The organism is Janthinobacterium sp. GW822-FHT07A03 (genome assembly GCF_058798815.1).
Genome location: NZ_JBXAKW010000010.1, coordinates 199,369 through 225,081, shown reverse-complemented (window position 1 = coordinate 225,081; position 25,713 = coordinate 199,369). Strand labels below are relative to the sequence as shown.

General features: G+C 62.4%; 26 protein-coding genes and 1 other RNA gene. 9 read left to right on the top strand and 18 right to left on the bottom strand.

What is annotated here, in order from left to right; translation table 11 throughout:
- Positions 1-2: 2 nt before the first annotated feature.
- The 5 genes from AC1RJW_RS25885 to rnpB form a co-directional block, all read right to left on the bottom strand.
- Positions 3-1,781 carry a peptidoglycan D,D-transpeptidase FtsI family protein gene (locus AC1RJW_RS25885; RefSeq protein ID WP_034748891.1) on the bottom strand — a complete coding sequence of 593 codons (1,779 nt, stop codon included), beginning with the start codon at positions 1,779-1,781 and terminating at the stop codon, positions 3-5.
- On the bottom strand, positions 1,781-2,050 hold the full coding sequence (ftsL, locus tag AC1RJW_RS25880; protein ID WP_326458273.1) for a cell division protein FtsL: 270 nt from the start codon (positions 2,048-2,050) through the stop codon (positions 1,781-1,783). Before ftsL ends, AC1RJW_RS25885 begins: the two co-directional genes overlap by 1 nt.
- Positions 2,047-3,024 carry a 16S rRNA (cytosine(1402)-N(4))-methyltransferase RsmH gene (gene rsmH / locus AC1RJW_RS25875; protein ID WP_493047454.1) on the bottom strand — a complete coding sequence of 326 codons (978 nt, stop codon included), beginning with the start codon at positions 3,022-3,024 and terminating at the stop codon, positions 2,047-2,049. Before rsmH ends, ftsL begins: the two co-directional genes overlap by 4 nt.
- Before the next feature lie 9 nt (positions 3,025-3,033).
- Positions 3,034-3,462 (bottom strand): division/cell wall cluster transcriptional repressor MraZ, encoded by a 429-nt coding sequence (mraZ, locus tag AC1RJW_RS25870; RefSeq protein ID WP_034748899.1) that lies wholly within the window; start codon positions 3,460-3,462, stop codon positions 3,034-3,036.
- A gap of 662 nt (positions 3,463-4,124) precedes the next feature.
- Positions 4,125-4,464, bottom strand: an RNA gene (rnpB, locus tag AC1RJW_RS25865) — RNase P RNA component class A.
- Positions 4,465-4,662: 198 nt separating this feature from the next.
- On the opposite strand from rnpB, the gene AC1RJW_RS25860 reads away from it, so the two are divergent.
- On the top strand, positions 4,663-6,366 hold the full coding sequence (locus AC1RJW_RS25860; protein WP_493047453.1) for a thiamine pyrophosphate-binding protein: 1,704 nt from the start codon (positions 4,663-4,665) through the stop codon (positions 6,364-6,366).
- 73 nt (positions 6,367-6,439) lie between these two features.
- Here AC1RJW_RS25860 and AC1RJW_RS25855 read toward each other — a convergent pair whose 3' ends face one another.
- The 10 genes from AC1RJW_RS25855 to AC1RJW_RS25810 form a co-directional block, all read right to left on the bottom strand.
- Positions 6,440-6,982, bottom strand: a complete 543-nt coding sequence (locus tag AC1RJW_RS25855) for a hypothetical protein (RefSeq protein WP_493047452.1) — start codon at positions 6,980-6,982, stop codon at positions 6,440-6,442.
- Between the two features lie 151 nt (positions 6,983-7,133).
- On the bottom strand, positions 7,134-8,198 hold the full coding sequence (locus AC1RJW_RS25850) for a porin (protein WP_493047451.1): 1,065 nt from the start codon (positions 8,196-8,198) through the stop codon (positions 7,134-7,136).
- A gap of 974 nt (positions 8,199-9,172) precedes the next feature.
- Complete coding sequence (locus AC1RJW_RS25845) at positions 9,173-9,634, bottom strand: nuclear transport factor 2 family protein (protein ID WP_493047450.1); 462 nt, start codon at positions 9,632-9,634, stop codon at positions 9,173-9,175.
- Positions 9,631-10,398, bottom strand: a complete 768-nt coding sequence (locus tag AC1RJW_RS25840) for an SDR family NAD(P)-dependent oxidoreductase (RefSeq protein ID WP_493047449.1) — start codon at positions 10,396-10,398, stop codon at positions 9,631-9,633. The genes AC1RJW_RS25845 and AC1RJW_RS25840 overlap by 4 nt, the downstream gene beginning before the upstream one ends.
- Positions 10,395-10,952 carry a DUF3833 domain-containing protein gene (locus AC1RJW_RS25835; protein ID WP_493047448.1) on the bottom strand — a complete coding sequence of 186 codons (558 nt, stop codon included), beginning with the start codon at positions 10,950-10,952 and terminating at the stop codon, positions 10,395-10,397. The genes AC1RJW_RS25840 and AC1RJW_RS25835 overlap by 4 nt, the downstream gene beginning before the upstream one ends.
- Positions 10,940-12,220, bottom strand: coding sequence for an MFS transporter (locus AC1RJW_RS25830; RefSeq protein WP_493047447.1), 1,281 nt, complete (start codon positions 12,218-12,220; stop codon positions 10,940-10,942). Before AC1RJW_RS25830 ends, AC1RJW_RS25835 begins: the two co-directional genes overlap by 13 nt.
- Positions 12,217-12,765, bottom strand: coding sequence for a chalcone isomerase family protein (locus AC1RJW_RS25825; protein ID WP_493047446.1), 549 nt, complete (start codon positions 12,763-12,765; stop codon positions 12,217-12,219). Before AC1RJW_RS25825 ends, AC1RJW_RS25830 begins: the two co-directional genes overlap by 4 nt.
- 2 nt (positions 12,766-12,767) lie before the next feature.
- Positions 12,768-14,009 carry a class I SAM-dependent methyltransferase gene (locus AC1RJW_RS25820; protein ID WP_493047445.1) on the bottom strand — a complete coding sequence of 414 codons (1,242 nt, stop codon included), beginning with the start codon at positions 14,007-14,009 and terminating at the stop codon, positions 12,768-12,770.
- Positions 14,006-14,803: a DUF1365 domain-containing protein gene (locus AC1RJW_RS25815; RefSeq protein WP_493047444.1), complete on the bottom strand. Its 798-nt coding sequence runs from the start codon at positions 14,801-14,803 to the stop codon at positions 14,006-14,008. The genes AC1RJW_RS25820 and AC1RJW_RS25815 overlap by 4 nt, the downstream gene beginning before the upstream one ends.
- A complete protein-coding gene (locus AC1RJW_RS25810) occupies positions 14,793-16,103 on the bottom strand; it encodes an NAD(P)/FAD-dependent oxidoreductase (protein WP_493047443.1) in 1,311 nt (436 codons plus the stop codon). The genes AC1RJW_RS25815 and AC1RJW_RS25810 overlap by 11 nt, the downstream gene beginning before the upstream one ends.
- A gap of 190 nt (positions 16,104-16,293) precedes the next feature.
- On the opposite strand from AC1RJW_RS25810, the gene AC1RJW_RS25805 reads away from it, so the two are divergent.
- The 5 genes from AC1RJW_RS25805 to rpoH all read left to right on the top strand — a co-directional run bounded on the left by AC1RJW_RS25805 (position 16,294) and on the right by rpoH (position 21,449).
- Positions 16,294-17,244: a MerR family transcriptional regulator gene (locus tag AC1RJW_RS25805; protein ID WP_493047442.1), complete on the top strand. Its 951-nt coding sequence runs from the start codon at positions 16,294-16,296 to the stop codon at positions 17,242-17,244.
- 164 nt (positions 17,245-17,408) lie between these two features.
- Positions 17,409-18,464 carry a signal recognition particle-docking protein FtsY gene (ftsY, locus tag AC1RJW_RS25800; protein ID WP_493047441.1) on the top strand — a complete coding sequence of 352 codons (1,056 nt, stop codon included), beginning with the start codon at positions 17,409-17,411 and terminating at the stop codon, positions 18,462-18,464.
- An 8-nt stretch (positions 18,465-18,472) separates the two neighbouring features.
- Positions 18,473-19,216: a cell division ATP-binding protein FtsE gene (locus AC1RJW_RS25795; RefSeq protein ID WP_493047440.1), complete on the top strand. Its 744-nt coding sequence runs from the start codon at positions 18,473-18,475 to the stop codon at positions 19,214-19,216.
- Positions 19,213-20,133 carry a permease-like cell division protein FtsX gene (gene ftsX / locus AC1RJW_RS25790; protein ID WP_493047439.1) on the top strand — a complete coding sequence of 307 codons (921 nt, stop codon included), beginning with the start codon at positions 19,213-19,215 and terminating at the stop codon, positions 20,131-20,133. Before AC1RJW_RS25795 ends, ftsX begins: the two co-directional genes overlap by 4 nt.
- 422 nt (positions 20,134-20,555) lie before the next feature.
- Positions 20,556-21,449 carry an RNA polymerase sigma factor RpoH gene (gene rpoH / locus AC1RJW_RS25785; protein ID WP_070222520.1) on the top strand — a complete coding sequence of 298 codons (894 nt, stop codon included), beginning with the start codon at positions 20,556-20,558 and terminating at the stop codon, positions 21,447-21,449.
- 89 nt (positions 21,450-21,538) lie between these two features.
- Here rpoH and AC1RJW_RS25780 read toward each other — a convergent pair whose 3' ends face one another.
- A complete protein-coding gene (locus AC1RJW_RS25780) occupies positions 21,539-21,805 on the bottom strand; it encodes a hypothetical protein (protein ID WP_070290134.1) in 267 nt (88 codons plus the stop codon).
- 179 nt (positions 21,806-21,984) lie between these two features.
- On the opposite strand from AC1RJW_RS25780, the gene AC1RJW_RS25775 reads away from it, so the two are divergent.
- Positions 21,985-22,437, top strand: a complete 453-nt coding sequence (locus AC1RJW_RS25775; RefSeq protein WP_493047438.1) for a hypothetical protein — start codon at positions 21,985-21,987, stop codon at positions 22,435-22,437.
- Here AC1RJW_RS25775 and AC1RJW_RS25770 read toward each other — a convergent pair.
- Both AC1RJW_RS25770 and AC1RJW_RS25765 read right to left on the bottom strand, forming a co-directional pair.
- Positions 22,434-22,781, bottom strand: coding sequence for an antibiotic biosynthesis monooxygenase family protein (locus AC1RJW_RS25770; RefSeq protein ID WP_493047437.1), 348 nt, complete (start codon positions 22,779-22,781; stop codon positions 22,434-22,436). The genes AC1RJW_RS25775 and AC1RJW_RS25770 overlap by 4 nt on opposite strands.
- A complete protein-coding gene (locus AC1RJW_RS25765) occupies positions 22,778-23,872 on the bottom strand; it encodes a cytochrome P450 (RefSeq protein ID WP_493047436.1) in 1,095 nt (364 codons plus the stop codon). Before AC1RJW_RS25765 ends, AC1RJW_RS25770 begins: the two co-directional genes overlap by 4 nt.
- Positions 23,873-23,948: 76 nt before the next feature.
- On the opposite strand from AC1RJW_RS25765, the gene AC1RJW_RS25760 reads away from it, so the two are divergent.
- Both AC1RJW_RS25760 and AC1RJW_RS25755 read left to right on the top strand, forming a co-directional pair.
- The gene (locus AC1RJW_RS25760) at positions 23,949-24,653 is read left to right on the top strand and encodes an ArsR/SmtB family transcription factor (RefSeq protein WP_493047435.1); all 705 of its coding nucleotides are present in this window, start codon (positions 23,949-23,951) and stop codon (positions 24,651-24,653) included.
- A gap of 139 nt (positions 24,654-24,792) precedes the next feature.
- A complete protein-coding gene (locus AC1RJW_RS25755) occupies positions 24,793-25,647 on the top strand; it encodes a DUF3667 domain-containing protein (RefSeq protein WP_493047499.1) in 855 nt (284 codons plus the stop codon).
- Positions 25,648-25,713: the final 66 nt, after the last annotated feature.

Below are 25,713 nucleotides of genomic sequence, written 5' to 3'. Positions count from 1 at the left end.
CTTCACATGGCCTCCGGGCCGGCATTGGCCGGGACCACGATTTCGGTAACGGAGGAATCGGGCGGCACGTTCATCGCGCGCAGCGCGTTGGTCGCAATCGCCGCGAAAGCGGGAGCGGCGACCTGGCCGCCATAGTGGGCCGGGCCGGTCGGTTCATCGATCATCACGGCAATGATGAAGCGCGGCGCCGACATCGGCACCATGCCCACGAAAGAGCCGATGTATTTGCGCGGCATCGCGTAGCGGCCGTTTTCCACTTTATAGGCGGTACCCGTCTTGCCGCCCACGCGGTAGCCGGCGACCTGGGCGCGCTTGGCCGAGCCGTGCGCCCCGGAGACCACCAGTTCGAGCATGGCGCGCATTTCGGCAGCCGTCTTCGGCTTGATCACCTGCTGACCCACGGGCAGTTCATTGACCTTCTGGAACGACAGGGGAATCGTGTCGCCGTCGCGCGCGAACATCATATAAGAGCGCGCCAGCTGGATCAGCGACACGGAAATGCCGTTACCATAGCTCATGGTCGCCTGTTCCACCGGGCGCCACGATTTATACGGACGCACGCGGCCGGCCACGGCGCCGGGGAAGCCCCATTTCGGCTGCTGGCCGAAGCCCACCTTGGTAAACATTTCCCACATTTCCTGCGACGGCATGCCCAGCGCGATTTTCGAGGTGCCGATGTTCGACGACATCTCGATGATTTCGGAGACGTTGATCACGCCGTGCGGCTTGGTGTCGGTAATCGTGCGGTCGGCGATCGTGTAGCGGCCCGGGCCCGTGTCGATCAGCGTACCCGGCTTGACCCGGCCCGTGTCGAGCGCCAGCGACACCGTGATCGGCTTCAGGGTCGAACCGGGTTCGAAGGTATCGGTCATGACGCGGTTGCGCAGCTGCTGGCCCGTGAGCTTGCGGCGGTCGTTCGGGTCGTAGCTGGGGTAATTGGCCAGGGCCAGCACTTCGCCCGTATGCACGTCGAGCACCACGGCGCCGCCGGCCTTGGCGTTGAATTTTTCCACAGCTTCCTTCAGCTGCGTGAAGGCGATGTACTGGATCTTGCTGTCGACGGACAGGGTCAGGTCCTTGCCGTCATGCGGTTCATGGATGAAGCCGATGTCTTCGACGATGTGGCCCAGGCGGTCCTTGATCACGCGGCGGCTGCCGGTGGTGCCGACGAGGGTTTTCTGCTGCGCCAGCTCCATGCTTTCCTGGCCCACGTCTTCCACGTTGGTAAAGCCCACCACGTGGGTCATCACTTCGCCCTGCGGATAGAAGCGCTTGTACTCCTTGCGCTCGTCGATGCCGTCGATGCCCAGCTTGGAAATCTTGTCGGCCACGTCCATCTCGACCTGGCGTTTCAGGTAAACGAAGCTGCGGTCCGAATCGAGCTTCTTGCGCAATTCGTTGACGTTCATTTCCAGCAGGCCGGCCAGCGCATTGATTTTCTCTGGCGACGCCTGCAGCACGTCGTCGGGAATGGCCCAGATGGCTTTCACGGGGACGGACGAAGCGAGCACCTGGCCATTGCGGTCGGTGATCTTGCCGCGCGTGGCCGGCAATTCCAGCGTGCGCTCATAGCGCGCCTTACCCTGCTTTTGCAGGAACTGCGTCGACACGCCCTGCAGCCACAGGGCGCGCGCCCCCAGGCCGGCGAAAGCGAAGAACAGCAGGAACAGCACGACGCGCGAACGCCAGACGGGCAGACGCACCGCCAGTACGGGGTTCTTCGAGAATGGCACGCCTTTCGATGCCGCCACCCGGCCGTTGCTATTACCGCCCAACTTCATTATTCGCCCTCCGTCAGGTATTGCGTACGCGCCGCCGTCAGCGGCGTCATGCTCAGGTCGCGCCGCGCGATCGATTCGATACGCTCATGCTTGCCCAAAGTGGACTGGTCCAGCTGCAGTTGCGCCCAATCGATGTCGAGCTGGCGCGACAGCGCTTGCGCGCGTTCCAGGTCGATCAGCAGGTGGCGCGACTGGTACTGCGCGTTCACCAGCGACAGGCCGCAGCACACCAGCAGGGCCGACAGCAGGACACACAGCTTGCCAGTCATCGGGCGCCGCCGTTTGCAGGGGCGGCCAGCGGCAGGCGCTGCGCCACGCGCATCACGGCCGAACGCGAACGGGGATTGCCCTCGATCTCGGCATCGGACGGCTTCATCTTCGAAATCAGCTTCATTTCCGGCTGCGGCAAGTCCACCGCGCGGATCGGCAGGCGGCGGTCAGGCTGCTCCACGTTCGCCTTCGAGGCGAAGAAACGCTTGACCATGCGGTCTTCCAGCGAATGAAAACTGATCACGGCCATGCGCGCGCCGGGCGCCAGACAGGCATATGCCTGGTTCAGACCGATCTCGAGATCCTCGAGCTCTTTGTTAATGAAAATGCGGATTGCCTGAAAGGTGCGGGTAGCGGGGTCCTTACCCTTCTCGCGGGTCTTGACGGCGCCTGCCACGATGCCGGCAAGCTGTCGTGTGCTTGAAATTGGCTGGACTGCCCGGCCAGCAACAATCGCCTTTGCAATCTGAAAAGCAAACCGTTCTTCCCCATAATCGCGTATCACTTTCTCTAAATTCTGCTCGGTTTCCACCGCCAGCCACTCGGCCGCGGAAATGCCGCGCGTGGTATCCATGCGCATGTCCAGCGGTCCGTCGTTACGGAAGCTGAAACCGCGCGCCGCGTCGTCGACCTGCGGCGACGAAATGCCCAGGTCGAGCAGGATGCCGTCCACCTGCTGCACGCCCCGTTCGGCCAGGCTGGCCGTCATGGTGGCAAAGCTGTCATGGACGATTTCAAAGCGAGGGTCGCCGATCTGTTCGGCCGTGGCGATGGCTTGCAAGTCCTTGTCGAAGCCGATCAGGCGCGCGTCGGACGCCAGGCGCGACAGGATCAAGCGGCTATGGCCGCCGCGGCCAAACGTGCCATCGACGTAAATGCCGTGCGCGCGGTCGCCCGTCAGGTCGAGCGCATCGACCGCTTCATCGAGCAGCACCGTGCGATGCTGAAATTCCGGCACCGTGAGTTGTGTCATTACGGAGCCTTAGAAAGAAAAATTGGAAAGTACATCGGGGGTGCCGGCATCGATCGCCTGCTGTTCTTTGTCGGCCAACTTGGCGGCATCCCATATTTCAAAGTGACTGCCCATGCCGATCATCATGACTTCGCGCGCCAGCCCGACGGCGTTGCGCAATTCGGGAGAGATCAGCACGCGGCCCGCCGAGTCCAGCTCGACGTCGACGGCGTTGCCGAGGAAGATGCGCTGCCAGGCGCGCGCCGACATGGGCCAGGCGGCGATTTGCTGGCGGTGGCTTTCCCACACGGGACGGGGGAAAAACAGCAGGCAGCCATCAGGGTGTTTGGTCAGGGTCAAACGGCCTTCGCATTGGATCGCCAGCGCGTCACGGTGCTTGGCAGGGATAGACATCCTGCCTTTGGCATCGAGATTGATTGCGGACGCGCCTTGAAACACGGAAGACCTTTTTTGAGCTTGGGTTGCGACGCTTGCGCATCGCGATGAAAAGGGAAAATTTCCCACAAAAACACACTTTTTCACACAGTTGCCCACTTTAGAGGAAGCAAAGATAGTGGTCAAGCGGTTTCCGATTGGTAAAACAGGAATTTTATTAATGAAATTAAGGACTTAGCGCATATCGTTGAAGGAGTCTCAAATAAAAATATATCGATAAATTAGATACTTATGAAAGATAGTGAATGTGCTACCTCATCTGCACACATGTGTTTTCCTACCGTAAACATCGAAAAAAACGAAATCGAAAAATTGAATTTTTTACAGTTAGTTGACACATGACAATACTTTCGTCATCCAGGCACAACAGCAATCAGCCGCAGCGAAAGACTTGGTTTAAAGCAAAAAATAATCGTCCATGGCGCGTACTGGCCCTGTTTTCCGGGGCTGGCCTGCCGCGGGAAAACTATTTTTGCAATGCAGCAATTAATTAAAAAGAAGAAACTTTAACCAATTGTCCATCTTTAGTTGTATATACAACTTTATCTCAAGCACTATATTTTTAGAAACAAAAAAAGCCCCGTTGCGGGGGCTTTTGGCGCGGCGTGCAGCGTGAAAACCGCTGCGGCCGAGATGCTCCCTGACAAGCCAGGGGGCAGAAATTCCAGTGAAGCAGGCCGGTAGGCCGGATTTTGTTACGGCGCCTTCCCTTGCAGGTCGGCGCTATGACAGTCATTCCTCTAGGCGCCAGATTACTCGGGCGCTCAAGCTTTCTACCCGCACGCTCCGCGAGCAGCATCATCGCGTGCCTATTTGAAATTGCACCAGGTGGAGGTTACCGCGTTTCACCGTAACTTAATACGCTCGTCTCTGTGGCCCTATTCCTCGCCTTATACCTTGCGGCTTTCGACGGACGGCCGTTAACCGTCACCCCGCTCTATGGAGTCCGGACCTTCCTCCCGCCAGCGCATTGCTGCGCCGGCCAGCGACTGTCTGGCCTGCTTCACCCGCCATTGTACCGCGCCGCAGCATGTTTCTGCAAAAGCGCGCCACGCCAGCCGGGGGATTGTGTAATTCGGTGTCGCCATTTCAAAAGCCGGGCCAAATCGGCTCACATAGAATGGGGCAAGCTGCTTGCATGCAGGCGCATGCGCACCGCTTGCCCCACTTCTTTGCCACCCACTAGAATATAAAGAGCCGAACATGACGCAACAACCCCGTACCGGCGGCCAGATCCTGGTCGATGCCCTGCAGATCCACGGTGTCGACACCGCCTTTGGCGTGCCTGGCGAAAGCTACCTCGATGTGCTCGACGCCCTGCACGACTCGGGCATCCGTTTCATCATCAACCGCCAGGAAGGCGGCGCGGCCTTCATGGCCGAAGCCTACGGCAAGCTGACGGGCAAGCCGGGCATCTGTTTCGTCACGCGGGGACCGGGCGCCACCAACGCCTCGATCGGCGTGCACACGGCTTACCAGGACTCCACCCCGATGATCCTGTTCATCGGCCAGGTGGGCAATGATTTCGTCGACCGCGAAGCGTTCCAGGAAATCGACTACCGCCGCATGTACGGCCAGATGGCCAAGTGGGTGGCGCAGATCGACCGCGCCGAGCGCATCCCCGAATACCTGGCGCGCGCCTTCCAGGTCGCCACCAGCGGGCGTCCCGGCCCCGTCGTGCTGGCCTTGCCGGAAGACATGCTGATCTCCATGGCGACTGTCGCCGACACGCGCGCCTACCAAGCCGTGCAGGCGGCGCCATCCGACGCCCAGCTGCAGCAGCTGCGCAGCATGCTGGCGACGGCGAAACAGCCTCTGGTCTTGCTCGGGGGCACGACCTGGACGCCGCAAGCGTGCGCCGACCTGCAACAGTTCGCGGAAAGCAACCATCTGCCCGTCGCCTGCGCCTTCCGCTTCCAGGACTTGCTCGACAATGCCCACCCGAACTACATCGGCGACGTCGGCATCGGCATCAACCCGAAACTGGCCGCGCGCGTGAAAAATGCCGACCTGGTCATCGCCATCGGCCCGCGCCTGGGCGAAATGACCACGGGCGGCTACACCCTGTTCGACTCGCCCGTGCCGCGCCAGCGCCTGGTGCACATCCATACGGATGCCGAGGAGCTGGGCAGCGTCTACCAGGCCGAGCTGATGATCAACAGCGGCATGCCGCAGGTGTGCGCCATGCTGGCCGCCATGTCCCCCGTCGATGCTTCCGCGTGGAAACATACGCCGGCACAAGCGAAGGCCGAACTGGCCGCCTACCAGGAGCAGCCGCCCATCTTCCAGGATGGCCAGGCGCCGCTGGACCTGTGGCAAGTCACGCAGGAAATCATGGCGCAGGCACCCCTTGATACCATCCTGACGAACGGCGCCGGCAATTACGCTTCGTGGGCGCACCGTTTTTATCGCTACGGCGGCATGCGCACGCAACTGGCGCCGACGAATGGCGCCATGGGCTACGGCGTGCCGTCGGGCGTGGCGGCGAAGATCGTGCATCCGCAGCGCACCGTCATCACCTTTGCGGGCGACGGCGAATACATGATGAATGGCCAGGAACTGGCCACAGCCGTGCAATACCAGGCGGGCGTGGTCATCATCGTCTTCAATAACCAGATGTTCGGCACCATCCGCATGCACCAGGAACGCGACTACCCGGGCCGCGTCTCGGGCACGACCCTGCACAACCCGGATTTTGCGGCGCTGGCGCAAGCGTACGGCGCGCATGGCGAAGTGGTGAATACGACGGAAGAGTTCGCCCCTGCCCTGCGACGCGCGCTGGCGCATGCCAGGGCCAACAATTTGCCGGCCCTGATCGAGCTGCGCTACGACGGCAACCTGATCACGCCGAATGCGACGCTCGCCACCATCCGCGCGAATGCGGAAAAGGCGCAGGCGGCCAACTAAGCCTCTTGCCAAGCGAGAAATAACAAAGGCCCGGTCGATACCGGGCCTTTTTCTTTTTGATAACGCCAATCGCTCAGGCGGCGGGCACTGGCGCGCTTTCCTGGGCCGGCTCTGCTTCGGCCGGCGCTGCCGGCATCGGCGGGCATGGCGTGCAGTTTTTCAGGGGACGGCCGAAATCGCGCACGCGGCTCAGTTTCATGGGCATGCGCACGTTGCCGCCGCAGTAATCGCCTTCCAGGGTCAGGGTCTGGCCATCCCTGGAGAACTTGCCAACGATGGTGCGCTCTTCGCTGTCGGCGCCGGCGATGGTGAAGTCGAAGGCGCCCGTGGCGGCATCCAGGTTGACGTCGTTGGCCACGATGGGCCAGCTCAGTGCGCCTGCCGTGAATTCATAGATGACGGAATCGGCCTCGGCAAAGCGGTGCAGGGTGACGCGCTGGCCGCCGATTTCGCCGCTATCCTTCTGCAGGCACAGGTCGGAGTAGACGGCCACGCCGTAGCGCTCCAGTCCGGCCGGTTTCTTGCCCTTGACGGCAGCGACAGCGGCGCCCGTGGCGCCGGCGAGCAGCAGCGCGGCCAGCATGGCGGCCAGGCGCGGCGAGGTGAATGAATACATGGCATTCCTTTACTTGAGTAACGGCGCCATTATAACTGGCGCCGCCAATGCAAAAACGCGCCGCCAGGACTAGCCTGGAGACGCGTTTCCTTGCTTATCGGCATCCCCGAAGGGATGCCGGCAGCGGTACTAAGCTTCGCTTGCGCGAATATTAGAACGAGTGACGAACGCCAACGTTGAAGGCTTTGTCGCCCGTACCAACATTGCTGTTGTTACCAACGGTGTAGCCAGCGTTGTTTTTGTTCTTGATTTTAGCGTACGAAGCGTAGGTGCTGGTGCGCTTCGACAGAGCGTACGAGTAGCCCAGTGCCCATTGATCAGCGTCAGCATTGGCGTTGGTCTTGTCGTTCGTGCGGATGAACGAAGCCATTACGGTGCCAGCTGGGCCAACAGGTACGGTTGCGCCGACCAGGATGTTGTTGCTGTCGGTGCTGTAGCCAGCCGAAGTGTAGTTGAACGCGTTAACGTTACCGTTGTTGCGGATGGCGCTGTTGTTGCCTTTGTTCACGCCGTAAGCGACGTAAGCTTTAGCAACTGCGAAGTCGTAGTTAGCTGCAGCCAGGTAGTTACGGCCGCTGCCGGTTTCGGTCAGAGCGGTGTCGTTGCTGGTGTTGTTGTAAGCGATACGAGCGTTCAGAGGACCGTTCGAGTAGCCAGCCGACGCGCCGATTTTGCGGCCGATTTTGTTCGACTCAGCTTGCTCGCCGAAGGTGTAAGCCACGTCAGCGTCAAAGCCGTTGAAGTTTGGCGAGGTGTACAGCACGGTGTTGCTGGTGCGGGTGTTCGCTGGGAACAAGTTTTTAGCGGAACCAGCGTAGCCAGCTGCGAATGGATCAGCAACTTTCGACAGGGTGTTGTACCAAGGGGTGTATTGACGACCCAGGGTCAGGGTACCGGTCGTTTTGCTGCTCAGACCAACGTAAGCTTGACGATTGAACAAGGTACCTGCAACGTCTTGTTGACCGTTGTCAACGCCGAAGCCCGATTCCAGAACGAACAGAGCCGACAGACCGCTGCCCAGATCTTCGGTGCCTTTGAAGCCGATACGGGAAGCCGAAGCAATGCCGCTGTCCAGTTTGTTAACGTTGCCGTTAACACCGCCGCGCTCGCTGACGAAACCAGCGTCAACGGTACCGTAGATAACAACGCTCGATTGAGCTTGGGCTACGCCAGTGGCTGCTGCCAGAACTGCCAGGGTGATCAGAGTTTTTTTCATTGCGATTTCCTTTAATTTTTGAAGCAAAAAGTAATACAGCCTATGCATCTCGAGCTGCGCTCTAGCAGAGCGCTTTTTATGAGTGAGGGCAAGGTCTCCACCTGCCACATTGCTGTTCCGGTCAGGGGAACATTCATATCGGTATCGGCACGCTATTGCACCGATAAGCTTGAAGGCTGCATAACGACCGTCATTCGTGCGCCGGTTCGGTGCTCAAAGGGCACCGGAAGCGGCACTATAACGACCGTTTCACATTCCATCAAGTTCCAACATGTTACTTCCGGTACCAGGCCGGGGGCTTTTTCAGGCATCCCGACCATCGCCAACCGTACTACGCGACAGAGCCAGTGCCCCTTGCCAACCAATGCATTGGCCTGATTGACCATTCCATCATAGCGCATGGCATGCTGGCACCCGTTGTATTAGTGCAACAGTATCAGGCGAGTGATTAAAACGTCAACATGCTTTACCCGTCATTTGCCCTCGAAGATTTACGCGATAAAGCGCACAATTTGTCAGGCGATAATGGATAAACGGGACGAAGCATACACGGCATCGCCAATGTTTGCTGCCGAACGCCCAAAAACGGGAATTCATGCGCCCGATTTTGGTGCGTTGCCGCATTATTCAGGGGCGTAGGCGTCATTTTCGACGTCGGCGCGCGCGCTGGGAAAATAGGCAGAGTGACAACACAATTACTGACTTTCCGGTAATTTAAATTGCTCACATAGAAATGTTTTCCATGTTTTCCAGCCAACGCCGCAACGCTCCGGTTGGAACGGATGAGGACGACTCTTGCTTGCAAATTGCGCATCAGTTGAAACAATTTCTTACAATGTTGCCTTCTCAATATTTTGCGATATTTGTGTCCAAAAAACGACACTTTGATTGAAATCAAGTTTTCGCCGGCCCCATTCCACACAATTTACTTTTTCTTTTTCGCATTTTTTGCTTAAAAGCATCAAGAAACAATGCTAGCGCCGGCTTGCGCGCCGGAGCAGGCGCATGAAAGGGCCCAGCAACGGCAGTTTTTCATACAATTCTTCCGCCGCATCCCAATAATCGCGGTGCATGAACACCCGTCCCTGCGCATCGAAGCGCACATGCGTTGCGCCACGAATACACTGTTCGCCAGATACCAAGCGTTTCATGCGGAAACGAAACTCCCACGTCAGGAACGCTTGCTCCCCCTGCCCCAGGCTTTCCAGCACGACAAACCGGGGCGCATCGACTTGCACGAACATGTGCTCGAAGATGGCCAGGATGGCGGCATGGCCCGCCACCTCGTTGAACGGGTCCTTGAAGCGGGCATCCGGCGCGTACACGGCGCCCAGCTGGGCCAGGCTTTCCAGGCTCAGGTGCTCATAAAACGCCACCAGGCGCGCCAGCGCTTCCTGCATGTCTGCCGTGTCCGGCACTCCAGTGTTCATGTTCATAGGCCCGTCACCTTGCGGATCAGCCAGAAATAGGCGCGGTACGGCAACAGCCGCGCCAGGCGCATGGCATTCGTGAAGCGCCTGGGAAAGTGGATGTGGAATTGACCCCGCTCGATGCCGTCGAGCATGGCGGCGGCCGCATCCTGCGCCGTCATCAGGGCCGGCATGGTGAAATCGTTGCCCGCCGTCAGTGGCGTGGCGACAAAACCAGGGTTGATTTGATACACGTCAATCCCGCACCCATGCAAATCCAGATACAGCGATTCCGTCAGGTTGATCAGCGCCGCCTTGCTGGCGCCATATGCGAGCGCCTTGGGCAAGCCGCCATAGCCGGCCACCGAGCCGACGATGCCGATGCCGCCGCTGCCCTGACGCAACAGCCACGGCAAGGCCTGCTCCAGGCAATTGAAGACCCCGCCCACATTCAGGGCCAGCAAGCCTTGCGCCGCCTCCAGGTCGAAACTATCGGCACGCATGGCCTGATAGCCGCCAGCCACGACCAGGATCAGGTCGATATGCGTCCACTGTTGCTGCAACTGCACGCAGACGGCCCGCAGCTGCGCATGCTGGGTGATATCGAGCGGCAAGGCCTGCGCCAGCGGCTGTCCCTCGCATAACTGCTCGAGGCTGGCGCGGTGGCGGGCCGACAGGGCCACGCAGGCGCCCTGCTCCAGCAGCAAGGTGGCGCAGGCGGCGCCGATGCCGCTGGAAGCACCGATGATCCACACGCGCTTGCCGGCCCAGCTGGTGATCTTGCGATTCATGGGACCGCCTGTGGACGCTTGCTGAAAGACAGGGTGACGGCGCCCAGGCTGAAGCCGAACTTGCTCATGGCGGCGCGGTTGAGCATGACCTTCTCATCCATCAGGAACATCCAGTCCTCGAAGTCGACGTGGTAGAGCGTGCCGTCGACGGGCAAGGCCAGCACGTACTGCCAGCGCAGCGCATTGCCGGCCACTTCGCCGACGGCTTCCCCGATCACGTCAGGCGCCGTGCCGATGAAGCGCCCGGGCGCCGTCTTGCGCAGGGTCCACACGCGCCGCTGCCGGCTGCCGTCGGAATACGTGAAATCCTCGTCCAGGGTGCCCGTGTCACCGGCCCAGCTGGCCCGCATCACCACGGTGAAGCGTTTCACGACCTTGCCGGAGCGGTCCTGGAAGATGCCGTGGGCGTCCAGCGTGCCGTTGAAATACTGCTGCAGGTCCAGTTTCGGCACTTCCTGCGCGTACATGGCAGGCAGGGGCGGCGTGGAGCAGGCGGCCAGCGCCAGTAGCAAGGCGGCCGCCATGCCGCGTGTATACAATGTCATGAGGCGCATGCGTGGTTCTCCCGATGTTCGCTATATATATGTTGCAAGGGCGCCCGCCACAGCAGCAGCGCCGCCAGCAGTTTCAGGGCGCAGGGCAGCAAGGCGTACGCGGCAGACAAGGCCGGCAAGCCTTTGCCGCTGCCCGGCACATAGCCAAGCCAGCCCAGCAGTTGCAAGGCGATGCCGGCCGCCAGCGCCAGGCTCATTTGCACGCCCCAGTTCCACCAGCCGAAATACGCCGCTTCATGCCGCCCGGCATGGCCTGCCGCGCCGATCAACCCTGCCAGCAAGGCCGGCGGCAAGGCCAGGTCGGCACCCAGCGCCAGGCCCGACAGCAGGCAGATGGCGGCAAAGCCCCAGGCGGCGCCCGCGCCCAGGCCATACGCCCAGACAAACACGCTCGCGGCCAGCAGCATGGCGCCGCCCCAGGCGCGCGCCTCGCCAAAACGGCGCGCCAGCGCCACCCACACGGGCATCGAGGCGGCCGCCGCGCAAAAATAGACGATCAGGAACGGCCCCGCGTAATGGCCCAGGCGCAGATAATCGCCGGCAAAGAACAGGAACAGGGTGGCGGGAATGGCGGCGGCCACGCCATTGACAAGCAGAACGGCAAACAGCCAGCGGAACGCGCACTGGCGAAACGGCAGCTTCCAGCCATTGCCGGAAAACGCTTCCCCGGCGCTGCGCACAACGGGACGGGGCGCACGCGCCAGCAGCAACGCGCCCGCCGCCAGCAGGCAGGCGGCAAAGGCCAGCGACAAGCCTTCATAGCCGAGCACGGAAGTCAGCCCCGCCGCCAGGATCACGCCCAGCAAGCCGCAGCCTTCGCGCACGGCCGCCACCCGCGCCCGCTGCGTGGGCGCCTGGGTGAGCGCCGCGCCCCAGCTCTGGTGCGCGATGCCGGCCAGGCCATAGGCCGTGTAGACGAGCAGCAAGGCGGCGAGGAACCAGGCCAAGGTGGCCCCGTGCGGCAGGGACGGCGGGTGGAACAGGGCGCCAAAGCCCAGTAGCAGCAAGGGCAGCGCGACGCCGACATACACGGCATAGCTGCGCCCGCCGCGCGCCATCCAGGCGCCCAGGGCAGGGTCAATGAAGGCGGCGGCGATGCGGGCCGCCAGCAGCACGGCGCCGATTTGCGCCAGATCAAGACTGCTGCGCTGCGCATAAAACGGCGCCACATAGATATAGATGGGCAGCGCCAGCATGGCCAGCGGCAAGCCGAACAGGCCATAGCTGAACAGGGCCGGCAAGCTCAACGCGCTGGCCCCGGCGTTCATGGCAGCGGCGCCGCACTCTGCAGCAAGGCCGCGCGCAGCTTCGGCGCCGTCGATTCGGGCGACAGCCAGATGGCGAAGAAGGCGCGCGCAAAGTCGCCATCGCTCACGTCGGCCAGCATCTTGCCGTCGAGATAAAAGCGCACGCCGGGCGCGATGCCGGCCCGGTAGGCGCCCGCGATGCGCTGGCCTTCCTTCACATCCGGGAAGATGCGCTGCATGGCGGCCAGCCACGCCAGGCGCTGCTCCGGCGTGCCGGCGCCGATTTTCTGCATCTGTTCATAGCTGGCCTCGGCGATCTTCTTGCCATCGAGCGAACGCGCGTAGCGCAATTCCAGGACGAAAGGCGCCGTTGCCGACGCCGCGCCCTGATAACCGTTCGCGCCCACCCACAATTGCGCCCGATAAATACGCATGCCGAACCACGTGTATTCGCCCTCCCCCGCCAGCCGGGCCTCGGGCACGTCGGCGGCGACGAAGGCGGGCGGCGCGGCCATGGCACTGGATATGCTCAACGACAACACGATAATGGCAAGCCAGCGGCGCATGGTCAGTCCTTCACCAGGGTAAATTGCATCACATCCGTGTTGTGCGCCTGGAAGGCGGCCTCGCAATACGCGAGGTAAAACTCCCAGGTCAGCAGGAATTGGCCATCGAAACCCTGCTTTTCCAGCGCCGTGCGCTGGGCCAGGAAGCTGGCGCGCCACTGGCGCAAGGTTTGCGCGTAATCGAGGCCAAAGCGGAAGGCGTCCACCACGCGCAAGCCCTGCGCCTCGGCGGCGCGGCGGAACTCGGCCGGCGACGGCAGCATGCCGCCCGGGAAGATGTACTGTTGAATGAAATCCGTGCTCTTGCTGTAGCGCTCGAACAAGTCGTCGGCGATGACGATGGTCTGGATGCAGGCCCGTCCGCCCGGCTTCAGGTTGCGCGCCACGCATTCAAAATAGCCGGGCCAATAGCTTTGCCCCACGGCTTCGAACATCTCGATCGAGGCGATGGCGTCGTACTGGCCGGCGCTGTCGCGGTAATCGCACAGCTGCAGGTCGGCCTGCTGAGCCAGGCCCGCATCCTGCAGGCGCTGGCGCGCATACGCCAGCTGCTCGGTCGACAAGGTCAGCCCCGTCACGTGGGCGCCGTAATCGCGTGCCGCCGTTTCCGCGAAACCGCCCCAGCCGCAGCCGATTTCCAGCACGCGCGCCCCAGGCTGCAGTTGCAGCTGGTCCGCGATGCGCGCGTATTTCGCCCCTTGCGCCTGTTCCAGGCTGGCGCCCTCGGTGAACAGGGCGCTCGAATACGTCATCGACGGGTCCAGCCACAGCTGGTAAAAGGCGTTGCCGATGTCGTAATGGGCGTGGATATTCTTCTTGCTGCCGGCGCGCGAATTGCGGTTGAGAAAATGCCGCAGCTTATAGGCCAGGTTGCCCCACCAGTTGCCATAGATCAAGGACTCGATCTGCGCGCGGTTGCGTATCATCAATTCGATCAAGCCCGGCAAATTGTCCGTGCGCCAGTCGCCGGCGATAAACGTTTCCGCAAAGCCAATATCGCCCGAGCGCAACACAGCCGCACACAGGCGCCAGTTGTGCAAGTCCAGGGTGACGGGATGACTGCCGTCGCCATACAGCAAGATACTGCCATCCGGCGTGCGCAGGCGCAGGGCGCCATATTGCAATTTTTGCAGCAGGCGCACGATCATGCGCGCGGAAGCGGGCATATCCAGATGCGCATGCCCATGCAAATGGGTGGAACTGCTGCGCGCATGCAGGCCGGTCGGCAGGGAATCGGAGCTCATCGGGACACCTTTTCTTGTGGAGGGTGGGGTTTGCTGAAAAACGGCACGCGGCGCAGCCACAGGCGCAAGGCTTGCCAATGGATGCGCGCCATCACGCCAAACGTCATCAATGGGTAGCGCAGCAGGGCCCAGGCGATGACGCCATCGCGCAGCGGCTGCGCCGTGCCGGACAAGCTCGTCTGCAGAATCGGACCGTCGAGGTCGTCATAATCGACCCGGGCCAGGTGGCGCTCGCCATCGTGTTCGCTGTTGCGCAGGAAACGGAAGCGGTAATGCCCTTCCACCTTGCAAAATGGCGAGACATGGAAAATTTTGCTGGCCTGCAATTCGCTGCCATAGGCGATGGGGCCGCCCTGCTCGAGCAAATACAAGTGGCGCTCGCCGAAGGTATTGCGCACGTCGCAGACCACGGCGCGCAAGGCGCCATCCGGACGGTGGCAAAACCAGAAGCTGACGGGATTGAAGACGTAGCCGAACAGGCGCGGCATGGTTTGCAGCCAGATTTCGCCGCCCGCGTCCAGCACGCCGTGCTGGCGCAACAAGCCATCGATCCAGTCCAGCAGCGGTGTCGCGCCATCGCCATGGTCGCTGTCGCGGAAGGACAGCACATTGGCGCCATTGCGCGAGATCAAGCGTGCCGGGAAATCCCGCATCCCCATGCTGCGCAAGGGCAGGCGCAGATAAAACATGCCGTAAGCAAAGGCATGCGCGCGCGGGAGCAACCGCGCATGGCGCACCAGCCCCAGGCACAGCTGGGGCTGCGGCTGGGCCGGCTGCGTGGGATCACGCGGCATGGCCAAGCTCCGCCGACGCCATGCCGTTCAAAGCTTCGGCCACGGCCAGGCCCGACTTCAAGCCGTCTTCATGGAAGCCGTAACCCGTCCAGGCGCCCGCGAACCACGTATGCTGCGCCCCCTGGAAAGCGACCAGGCGCGCCTGGGCGGCAATGGCCGCGCCATCGAACACGGGGTGGGCATACGAAAACTCGTCGATGATGCTGGCTGGCGCGGGTTCGTCGAACGGATTGAGCGAAACGATGACGGGCGTGGCAAAGGGCAGGGGCTGCAGCCGGTTCAGCAAATAATGCACGCACACTTGCGGCGCCTCGCCTTCCGCGGCCGGCCTGCCCTGGTAATTCCAGGCCGACCAGGCACGCCGGCGCTGCGGCAGGCAGGATGCATCCGTATGCAGCACGGCACGGTTCGGCTGGTAGCGCACGGCTGCGAGCATGGAGCGCTCGTCGTCGCGGATATCCGCCAGCAGGGCCAGCGACTGGTCGCTGTGGCAAGCGAGCACCACGTGATCGGCATGCTCGACACCGGCGGCCGTGTGCAGCTCGATCATGCGCGCGCCGCCGTGCGGCTGGCGACGCACGGCCAGCACGGGGCAGGCCAGGCGCTGCTGCGGAATGCCCGCCAGCAGCTTTTCCACGTACACGCGCGCGCCGCCCCGCACCGTGCGCCATTGCAGCCGGTCATTGACTTGCAGCAAGCCGTGGTTGTGGCAGAAACGGATGAAGGTAGCCAGCGGAAAGGCCAGCATCTGGCGCGCCGGACACGACCAGATGCAGGCGGCCATGGGCAGCAGATACCAGTGGCGGAATTCCCCGCCATAGCCGTGCAGGTCGAGAAATTCCCCCAGCGACAGGGCCGGCGCCGGCAAACTGGCCGTGGCCAGGGCGCTGGCCTGGCGGTTGAAGCGCACGATATCGCGCAGCATGCGCAAAAAGGCGGGGCGCAGCAGATTGCTGCGCTGGGCAAACACGGTGTCCAGATTGGCGCCCGCCCACTCCAGCACGCGGGCATCGGGGGCGGTACCCAGGGGCATCTTCACGGAAAACGACATATCGCTGTCGGCCGCCACGACACCGAGTTCGTCAAATAGTTGCACCAGGTTCGGATAGGTGGCGTGGTTAAACACGAGAAAACCCGTGTCGACGCCATGCGTGACGCCATCGAGCGTGACATCGACCGTGTGGCTGTGGCCGCCAAAATAATCGCCCGCCTCATACAAGGTCACGTCCTGGCCCGCTTGCGCCAGGCGATAGGCACACGACAATCCTGCAATTCCCGCTCCGACAACGGCGATTTTCATGACTGTATCCGTATCAAGTTTGTCCAGGACAAAACAAATAATCAATTAAATATTGATCTATGTCAATGAGAGCGTGAACCGCTCACAACCTTATACGCAGGCAATTTTCAATCGGATTCAGCTATTTGGTCTGGGGCGGCGGAAGGCGTAGAATGCACCCACGTTCTTCCGCAAGCGAGCAAGCCCCTGTATGGATACTGACCTGCAAGCACTGCCCCCCCCTACCGCCTTCAGCATCAGCGACGTCGAGCGCGATACGGGACTGGCCAAGGAAACCTTGCGTGTCTGGGAGCGCCGCTACGCCTTCCCCCAGCCCCAGCGCGACGCCTTTGGCGAACGCAGCTATCCAGCCGAGCAAGTGCAAAAATTGCGCATGGTCAAGCGCCTGCTGGACCTCGGCTTTCGTCCGGGTAAAATCATGCAGCACAGCACTGTGCAACTGCAGCAGCTGGCCAGTGCGGGCTGCACGCCGTCGCCCGCGCCGGCACCGCAGCTCGAACACTACCTGGCCCTGTGCCGCGGCCACCAGATGGCGGAACTGGGCGATGCCCTGCGCCAGGCGCTGGCCGTGCTGGGCTTGAAAAGCTTCACCATCGACGTGATCGCGCCCCTGACGGGCCTGGTGGGCGAAGCGTGGGCTTGCGGCGAACTGGCCGTGTATGAAGAGCATCTATATAGCGAAACCTTGCAGACGGTAATGCGCCACGCCATTTTTTCCCTGCCGCAAGCAAGCAGCCCGTCCACGCGCACGCCGCGCATCGTCCTCAGCACCTTGCCGCAGGAGCGGCATGGCCTGGGGCTGCTGATGGCCGAGGCGCTGTGCGCGGCGGCGGGCGCCCATTGCATGTCGCTGGGGGTGGAAACGCCGCTGACGGACATCGTCGCGGCCGCCCGCGCGCAGCGGGCCGACATCGTGGCGCTGTCGTTTTCCAGTTCCAGCAAGCAGCGGCAGACGCGCGACAGCCTGCAGCAGCTGCACGCGAGCTTGCCACCAGGGATGGAATTGTGGGCCGGCGGACGCAGTCCCGTGCTCTACAAGCAGCCGCCCTCCTTCCTGCATGTGCTGGACTTGCGGCAAGTCGACGAAAGCATCGCCGACTGGCGCCGCCGCCGCCAGGCGCTGGCCCTGCAAACCCATTGATCCGGCTGGAAAGCGCGGCAACTGCGGCGATCTCCGTGGATAGGCGCGCAATGTTGCCAATCGAACAGTAAAGCATGAAGGGCCGGGCGCGCTCTGGTAGAATAGCCCGTAACACAGTGTCCGGCGCCGCCGGGCCTTAGGTCAGCACCCGCCACCACACATCCATGTTTAGTTTCTTCAAGAAAAAACCCATCGCTCCCGAGGCCGCACCAGCCGAGCCCCTCGTCCTTCCCGCCACGCCGCCCGCACCGCAGCCTGCCGCTACGCCCCTGAGCGGCGCGCCGGCCGAGCTCGTGCCCGTGATCGTGGCCGCCGAACCCGAGAAAAAATCGTGGATGACGCGCCTGAAGGCGGGCCTGTCGAAAACCTCGAACACCTTGTCCGTGCTGTTCGTCGGCGCGAAGATCGACGACGCCCTGTACGAAGAGCTGGAAGCGGCGCTGCTGATGTCCGACGCGGGCATCGACGCCACCGAATTCCTGCTCACGGAATTGAAGAAAAAGGTCAAGGAAGACAAGCTGCTCGACGCGGCCGCCGTCAAGGCCGCGCTGAAGGTGCTGCTGATCGAGCTCCTGAGCCCGCTGGAAAAGCGCTTCGAGCTGGGCCGCCACAAGCCGCTGGTGATGATGATTTCCGGCGTGAATGGCGCCGGCAAGACCACCACCATCGGCAAGCTGGCCAAGCACATGCAGTCGAACAACCAGTCCGTGCTGCTGGCCGCAGGCGACACCTTCCGCGCCGCCGCGCGCGAGCAGCTGATGGTCTGGGGCGAGCGCAACAACGTCACCGTGATTTCGCAGGAATCGGGCGATCCGGCCGCCGTGGCCTACGACTCCGTGCAATCGGCGAAGGCGCGCGGCATCGACGTGGTGATGGTCGACACGGCAGGACGCTTGCCGACGCAGTTGCACCTGATGGAAGAATTGAAGAAAATCAAGCGCGTGATCGGCAAGGGCATGGATGGCGCGCCGCATGAAACCCTGCTCGTCATCGACGGCAACACGGGCCAGAATGCCTTGACGCAGGTCAAGGCATTCGACGATGCCCTGCAGTTGAGCGGCCTGGTGATCACCAAACTGGACGGTACCGCCAAGGGCGGCGTGCTGGCGGCGATTGCCCGCGTACGCCCCGTGCCCGTGTATTTCATCGGCATCGGTGAGAAAATCGAAGACTTGCAGCCCTTCGTGGCTGCCGAATTTGTCGAAGCGCTGCTCGGATAAGCCTATACATGATTGAATTTCAGCACGTCTCCAAGCAATACTCCGCCGACGCCGTGGCGCTCAGCGACATTTCGCTCAATATTGCCAAAGGCGAGCTGGTCTTCCTGGCCGGCCCGTCCGGCGCCGGCAAGTCCACCTTGCTGAAGATGATCGCCGCCATGGAACGCCCCACGTCGGGCAAGCTGATCGTCAATGGCCAGGACATGGCAAAGATCAAGCCGGCCGGCGTGCCCTTTCTGCGCCGTAACATGGGCCTGATCTTCCAGCAGCAAAAATTGCTGAACGACCGCTCCATCCTGGCCAACGTCATGCTGCCGCTGCTCGTCGTCGGCGCGCATAAAGTTGCCGCCGAGCAGCGCGCGCGCGCCGCACTCGACAAGGTAGGACTGCTGGACCGCGCCATGGCGCGCCCGCTGTCGCTGTCGGGCGGCGAACAGCAGCGCGTCTCCATCGCGCGCGCCATCGTCAACCGGCCGCAGATCATCCTGGCCGACGAACCGACGGCCAACCTGGACCGCGCCAGCGCCAACAAGGTGCTCGACGCCCTCAAGGCATTCCATTCGGTGGGCGTGACCTGCCTCATTTCCAGCCATGACGAACAGATGCTCGACGCCGCCGCCCGCGTGATCCACCTGAAAAACGGCCAGCTGGTCGCCATCGACAAGGCCACGCAGGCGCCCGTCTTCGCGCCGCCCGATCCCGATTTTGCGCCCTCACCCGATGCGGACGACGTGCAGGGAGAACAGGCATGAGAGGCTGGTTCCGTCAACACCGCTTCGCGCTCGGTTCGGCGCTGATTCATTTGCGCAAGTCGCCGGGCGGCTTTCTCTTGAACGTGCTCGTCGTCGCCATCGCCCTGTCGCTGCCGTTCGCCGGCTTGACCATGCTCGACAATGTGCGCCCCATGTCGGAACAGATGTCGGTCGACCCGGAAATCAGCGTTTTCCTGAAGATCGACACGCCGCGCGAGCAAGCCGTGGCCCTGGCCAGCGCCATGCGCAAGATCGTCGGCGAGCAAAAGGCGAAGATCGTCTTCATCCCGCGCGAACAGGCGCTCGACACGCTGAGAAACAAGAACGGCCTGGCCGACGTGCTCAGCACCCTGGGCGACAATCCCCTGCCCGACAGCTATGTGCTGAAACTGGACGCCTTCAGCAGCGCCAGCGAGGCGCAGGATGTCGATGCCGTGGCGGAACAGTTGCGCCATCTGCCCGGCGTGGAATCGGCGCAAGTCGATTCGGCCTGGGTCAAGCGCCTGGCGGCCCTGCTGGGCGTGCTGCGCCTGGTGCTGCTGCTGCTGGCGATCACCCTGGGCGTGGCCGTCATCGCCGTGGTCTTCAACACCATCCGCCTGCAGGTGATGCAGCAGCGCGATGAAATCAGCATCTCGAAGCTGATCGGCGCCACCGACACCTTCATCCACCGCCCCTTCTATTACACGGGCGCCCTGCTGGGCCTGTGCGCGGGCGCGCTGGCCCTGGGCGCCGTGGCGCTGGCCTTGCAGCCGCTGAATACCGCGATTGCCGAGTTTGCCCGCCTGTATGCGTCCGAATTCCAGCTGGTGCCGCTGGCGCCGCTGCCGATGGCAGGCTTGCTGGCCGTCAGCGCCAGCCTGGGCCTGATCGGCGCCTTCCTCTGCGTGCAGCGCCACCTGGCGCGCCTGAACTGACCTTCCTTTCCATGGCGGCGCTCCTGGCGCCGCCATGCGCCTCGCCCTCCCCATCTGCTGTTATCTTGATATTAAGCAAGTATTCTTAAGGTTCGCTTCAGCCAGAGGCCGTAGACTAGCCATGTTGTCGTGAAGCGGCCTGCAGTGCTGTTCAGATCGCTGTTCAGACATATTTATCAAGCATTCATTCGCCATAGCATTTAGGCTATCAGGACGATTAAATGTGCTGATTGGCACTCTCAAGCAGAGAGTGCTAATATAGGGACATACCAACAGCAGAACTGCCATGGACGCCAGATGAAGATGGTGCCGCGATCTGCAAAGTGCAAGACCGAATACACAAAACAGAACAGACAATCGGGCCACGTCGCGTGACGTGGCCAACTGGAACACAGCAAGACTACGAGGGAGAAAACATGACTATGATGTCCGCAACATCCGCATTGGTTCCGACCAAAAGTAATGCGCTGGGCCTCGGGTTCACTGGCAATCTGGGCAATATCGACGCCTATATTTCGGCCGTGAACCGTCTGCCCATGTTGACCCACGACGAAGAAATTTCGCTGGCGAAACGCCTGCGTGAAAAAAATGACCTGGCCGCCGCGCAAGAACTGGTGCTGTCGCACCTGCGCCTGGTGGTCTCGATTGCCCGCGGCTATCTGGGCTATGGCTTGCCGCACGCCGACCTGATTCAGGAAGGCAATATCGGCTTGATGAAAGCCGTGAAACGCTTCGATCCGGACCAGGGCGTGCGCCTGGTGTCGTACGCCATGCACTGGGTGAAAGCCGAGATGCATGAGTACATCCTGAAAAACTGGCGCCTGGTCAAGGTCGCGACGACGAAGGCGCAGCGCAAGCTGTTCTTCAACCTGCGCAGCCACAAGACGGGCCTGGACGCGATGACGCCGAAGCAGATCGATGCGCTGGCCAAGCTGCTCGACGTGAAGCGCGAAGAAGTGATCGAAATGGAAACGCGCTTGAGCGGCCGCGACATCGCCCTGGAATCGCCGACCGACGATGAAGACGACAAGTTTTCGCCGATCGCCTACCTGTCGTCGGAGCAAAGCGAGCCGACCAAGGTGCTGGAAGCGGAACAAGTGACGCGCCTGCAATCGGAAGGCCTGGAAACGGCCTTGTCCAAGCTGGACGCCCGTTCGCGCCGCATCATCGAAGCGCGCTGGCTGGCCAACGACGACGGTTCCGGCGCCACCCTGCACGCCTTGGCGGAAGAGTTCGGCGTATCGGCCGAGCGCATCCGCCAGATCGAAGTGGCGGCGCTGAAAAAAATGAAGGGCGCCCTGGCGGCCTACGTGTAATCGAAAGCAATGCCACAATGCAAAAGGCGCCGCAAGGCGCCTTTTAGTTTTATAAATGATATTTATCAACAGATAAACATTGTCAGCCCTTATGCTGCAGCCAAGCCCTTGGTGATCAGCTCGGCGACCAATTCATTCAGATCCGCGCCGCGTTCCTTGGCCAGGGTCTGCAATTGCAACACCAGATCGCTGTTCAGCTTGACGGCGAACGGCACCAGGCCCAGGGCCTGATCGCGCTTGCGCTGCTCGCGGCGGTCGACGACCACCGCTTCCTTACCGAATGCACCGGCGCCGGGAACATTCATCTTTCCCATCAGTTTCTTGGCATCGCTTTTGGCCAGGTCGGTTTTTTTCATGGTTGTTTCCTGATTTTCAAAACAGCCATTCTACGCAGTAATCGGCGCGCCGCGTGGCCGGCGCGTCAATTCATCCGCAGCGCGCCAATGGTGCGCCGGGAAAATATCATTTTGTTATTATCATTTTTATCCCATGCGTGGATGCCACGCCGGGGACGCTCTACCTGAAAGGAAAAAACATGCATTACCTCCATGACTCCTATCGTCGCTTGCTTTTACCCATCTTCATCGCCTGCCTGGCCGTGCTGGCGGGCTGCGGCGCGGCCGGCAGCGCCGGCGACGCGGAAAACACGCCACGCAGCGTCACCCACGTGCTCTCGCCGGGCGAACAGGTGGCCATCACGGCCACCGACACCCTGAAACTCGAACGCGTCAACGACAGCCGCTGCCGCAAGGGTGCCGTGTGCGTGTGGAAAGGTTACGTCAGCTACAGTTTCAGTTTACTCAACAGCGCGGGCGCCACCGACATCGTCTTGTCCGAGTCCATGCCCGGCGCTGCCAGTTCCGTGACCGTCAACCACCTGACGTTCACCCTGCTCGACGTCGACCCGGCCACGCCGCCCGCCCTCAACGCGGCCGAACCCACCTACCGCGTCAAGGTCAAGATTACGCAGGGCGCGCTGCCCCGCTAAATAGCGTGGCGGCGCTGGCTGTCGGCCGGCGCCTGTTGCCGCTCCAGCATGCCGTAATCGCGCACCACGCCAGCGATGCGCAAGCGGTAATCGTCGAACACGCCGTGCCGGCCGGCCGACTGCGCCGCCCGGTGCGCTTCCAGCTGCCGCCACTGCGCCAGCGCCGCTTCGTCGCGAAAGAAAGACAGCGACAGCAGTTTGCCTGGCTCGCTCAGGCTGCTGAAGCGTTCGATGGAAATGAAACCATCGACCTCGTCGAGCAAGGGCCGCAGCGACGCCGCCAGGTCCAGGTACTGCTGGCGGCCATCGGCGCTGGGCCACACTTCAAAAATCACGGCAATCATGCTGTTTCTCCCGTGCTGAAGACGGGGATGCGGGCGTTCAGCGAAGGCAAATAACTCCACGCCAGCGGCATGCCTTCCAGCCCGTCGGCCCACGCCTGCAAACAAGCCGTGGCGATGCTCTGCGCGATGGACTGGCCCGGACAGGCGTGGCGGCCATGCCCAAAGCCCGACTCCGCATGGCCAGCGCTGGCCAGCACGACGACGATCATCTGCCCGGCCGGTATGCGCACGCCAAGCAATTCCACGGCATCGGCCGTGTAGCGGCGCGTGTTGTGGATGGCGGGATCATGCCGAGCCACCTCGCGCATCATGGCCGGCCAGCGCTCGGGCGCAGCGCGCAATTGCGCGGATAAATCCGGCTGCGCGCGCAAGGCCACGACGGCATTGCCCAGCAGACCGGCCGTGGCGTCGCACGTCTGCGACAGCAAGCCCACAAGGTTGGCCAGCATGCCGCCCCCCATGGCATCCGCCCCGGCCACGATGTCGTGCAGCAAGCTGCCGGGCAACGCCTGCCCCTGGCGCAGCAACACGGTGAAACCTTGCAGCAAGGCATCGGCCGCTTGCTGCGCGCCGGCTAGTTGTTCTCCATTGCTGAGCGGCGACAAACAGGCGACAAAGTCACGTGTCCAGGCGGCCAGCGCCGGCCATTGCGCTGGCGCAAAGCCCAGCAAGTCCGCCATGGCGAACAGGGGCAGCTCAAAAATCGCTTCGTTCAGCTGCGCGGCGCTGCCGGGAACGCGGTCGCCGGCAATCTGCATCACCCGTCCATGCAGGCGCGCCAGGTCCACCTGGCCCAGCGCACGCGCCAGCACCTGTTTCGGCACCGCATGCCGTTCGCCCTCGTTCATGCGCATCAGTTCGGCAAAAATCGCGCCGCACGGCGTGCCCGCCAGCGTATCCGGTACCGGCTGGCCGGCCGGGCGCACACGGCAGGCGGGATGCTCGAGCACGGCCCGCACGCCGGCCGCGCCCGTTGCCAGCCAGCAATCGAGCGGCGCCTCGAAACGCAGCGGCGGGCCGTCCGCCAGTCGGCGATAGTAGTCATACGGCGCCGCGTGGGTGACGGCGGAAAAAGGGTCGGCGAGCGGCATGCGCATTCCATTGCAGTGAAGTGGGGACACGAGTATGCTGGTCCTTCCACCACAACACTTCGCCCACGGACGAATCATGAATGACAAACTTCCCTCGGCCGACATGGGCCTGGCGCAACTGGCCGGCGCCATCGCCGAACCGGCGCGCGCGCGCATGCTGTGCAGCCTGCTCGATGGCCATGCGCGCACGGCCACGGAACTGGCTACCTTGGCCGAGGTGGGCGCCTCGACGGCCAGCGCCCATCTGAGCCGCCTGCGCGAAGACGGCTTGCTGTCGATGCTGGCGCAGGGCAAGCACCGCTATTACCGCCTGGCCAGCGTGGAGGTGGCGCGGGCGCTGGAAGCGCTGCTGGTGGTGGCCGGCGTGGCGGCAAGACCCTTTACCCCTACCACGCCGGACCGCTTGCGCCGCGCGCGCACCTGTTACGACCACATGGCCGGCACGGTCGCCGTCGCCGTGCACGACCAGTTGCACGCGCAAGGCTGGCTGCTGGACGATGGCGGCGAAGGCGAAGGCGAATATCGCCTGTCGGAAGCGGGCGCGGCCGGCATGACGGCCTTGGGCATTGACGTACCGCAATTGCAGCGCCAGCGCCGCCGCTTCGCCTGTGCCTGCCTGGACTGGAGCGAACGGCGCGCCCACCTGGGTGGCGCGCTGGGTGCCGCCCTGCTGCAACTGGCCCTGCGCCAGCGCTGGGCCGAGCGCGAACTCGACAGCCGCGCCCTGCGCCTCACGCCCGATGGCGAACGGCGCCTGCTGGCCGCCTTCGGTGGCCGCTGAACGGCGCGGGAATTTGTATCTCGGAAGCAACTATCGAAAGAAAAAATGCGCTTTTATCATTGTTTTCATTCATCATATGCTGCGCCCTTCAGCGCGCATTTTTCCCTTTCGGCGATAGAAAGAGTCCATCTTGAAAACAGTGTCATCCAGCACGAATCCCGCCAGTACCTGCCATAACTGCAATACCGCTGCGCCAGGCAACTTCTGCAGCGCCTGCGGCCAGGCGACGACGCTGCACATGCCCAGCGCGCGTGAATTCCTGCATGAATTTGTCGCGCATTACGTGGCGCTCGAAGGCAAGCTCTGGCGTACCCTGGCCCTGCTGCTGTTTCGCCCGGGCGCACTGACGAACGAGTACATTACAGGGCGCCGCGTGCGTTACGTGGAGCCGCTGCGCGTCTACCTGACCTTCAGCATCCTGTTCTTTGCCATCCTCAAGTTCAGCAGCCCAGACGTATTCCTCACCGTCCACGATCAGCAAGCCCAGGTGAGCGGCCACGGCCCCGATCAAGTTTCGGAAAACAATACATCGCGCATGCAGGTCAGCATTCTGGGCCAGACACCGACCCTGCCGCGCCAATGGCAAGACTTTGTGCAGCTGCCCACGGCCGAGAAACAAAAACTCGTGGTGGAAAGCTTTTTCCATTACGCGCCGTACGCCATGTTTTGCCTCATGCCGCTGTTCGCCCTGTTCCTGAAAATCCTCTACCTGGGCAGCGGACGGCGCTATGGCGAGCATTTCCTGTTCGCCCTGCATACGAACGCCTTCGCCTTCATCACGATGGCCCTGATGACCTTGATCCCCGTCGACCTTGTCCGCCTCGCGCTGGGCGCCTGGCTGCTGGCCTATCTGCCCTGGGCCATGTGGCGCGTGTATCCAAGCGGCAAGCTCGCTACCGTCTGCCGCTGGCTGTTATTGATGGCAGCCTACGTCCTCGCCATGAGCCTGGCGATCGTGGCCTGCATCGCCATCGGCGTGATGTTGCGACATTAAATTGCGAAACTAAGTAGCGCTCCGGCGGCGCCGTATCGGGCTATCATCCTGCACGCTATGTTTTTT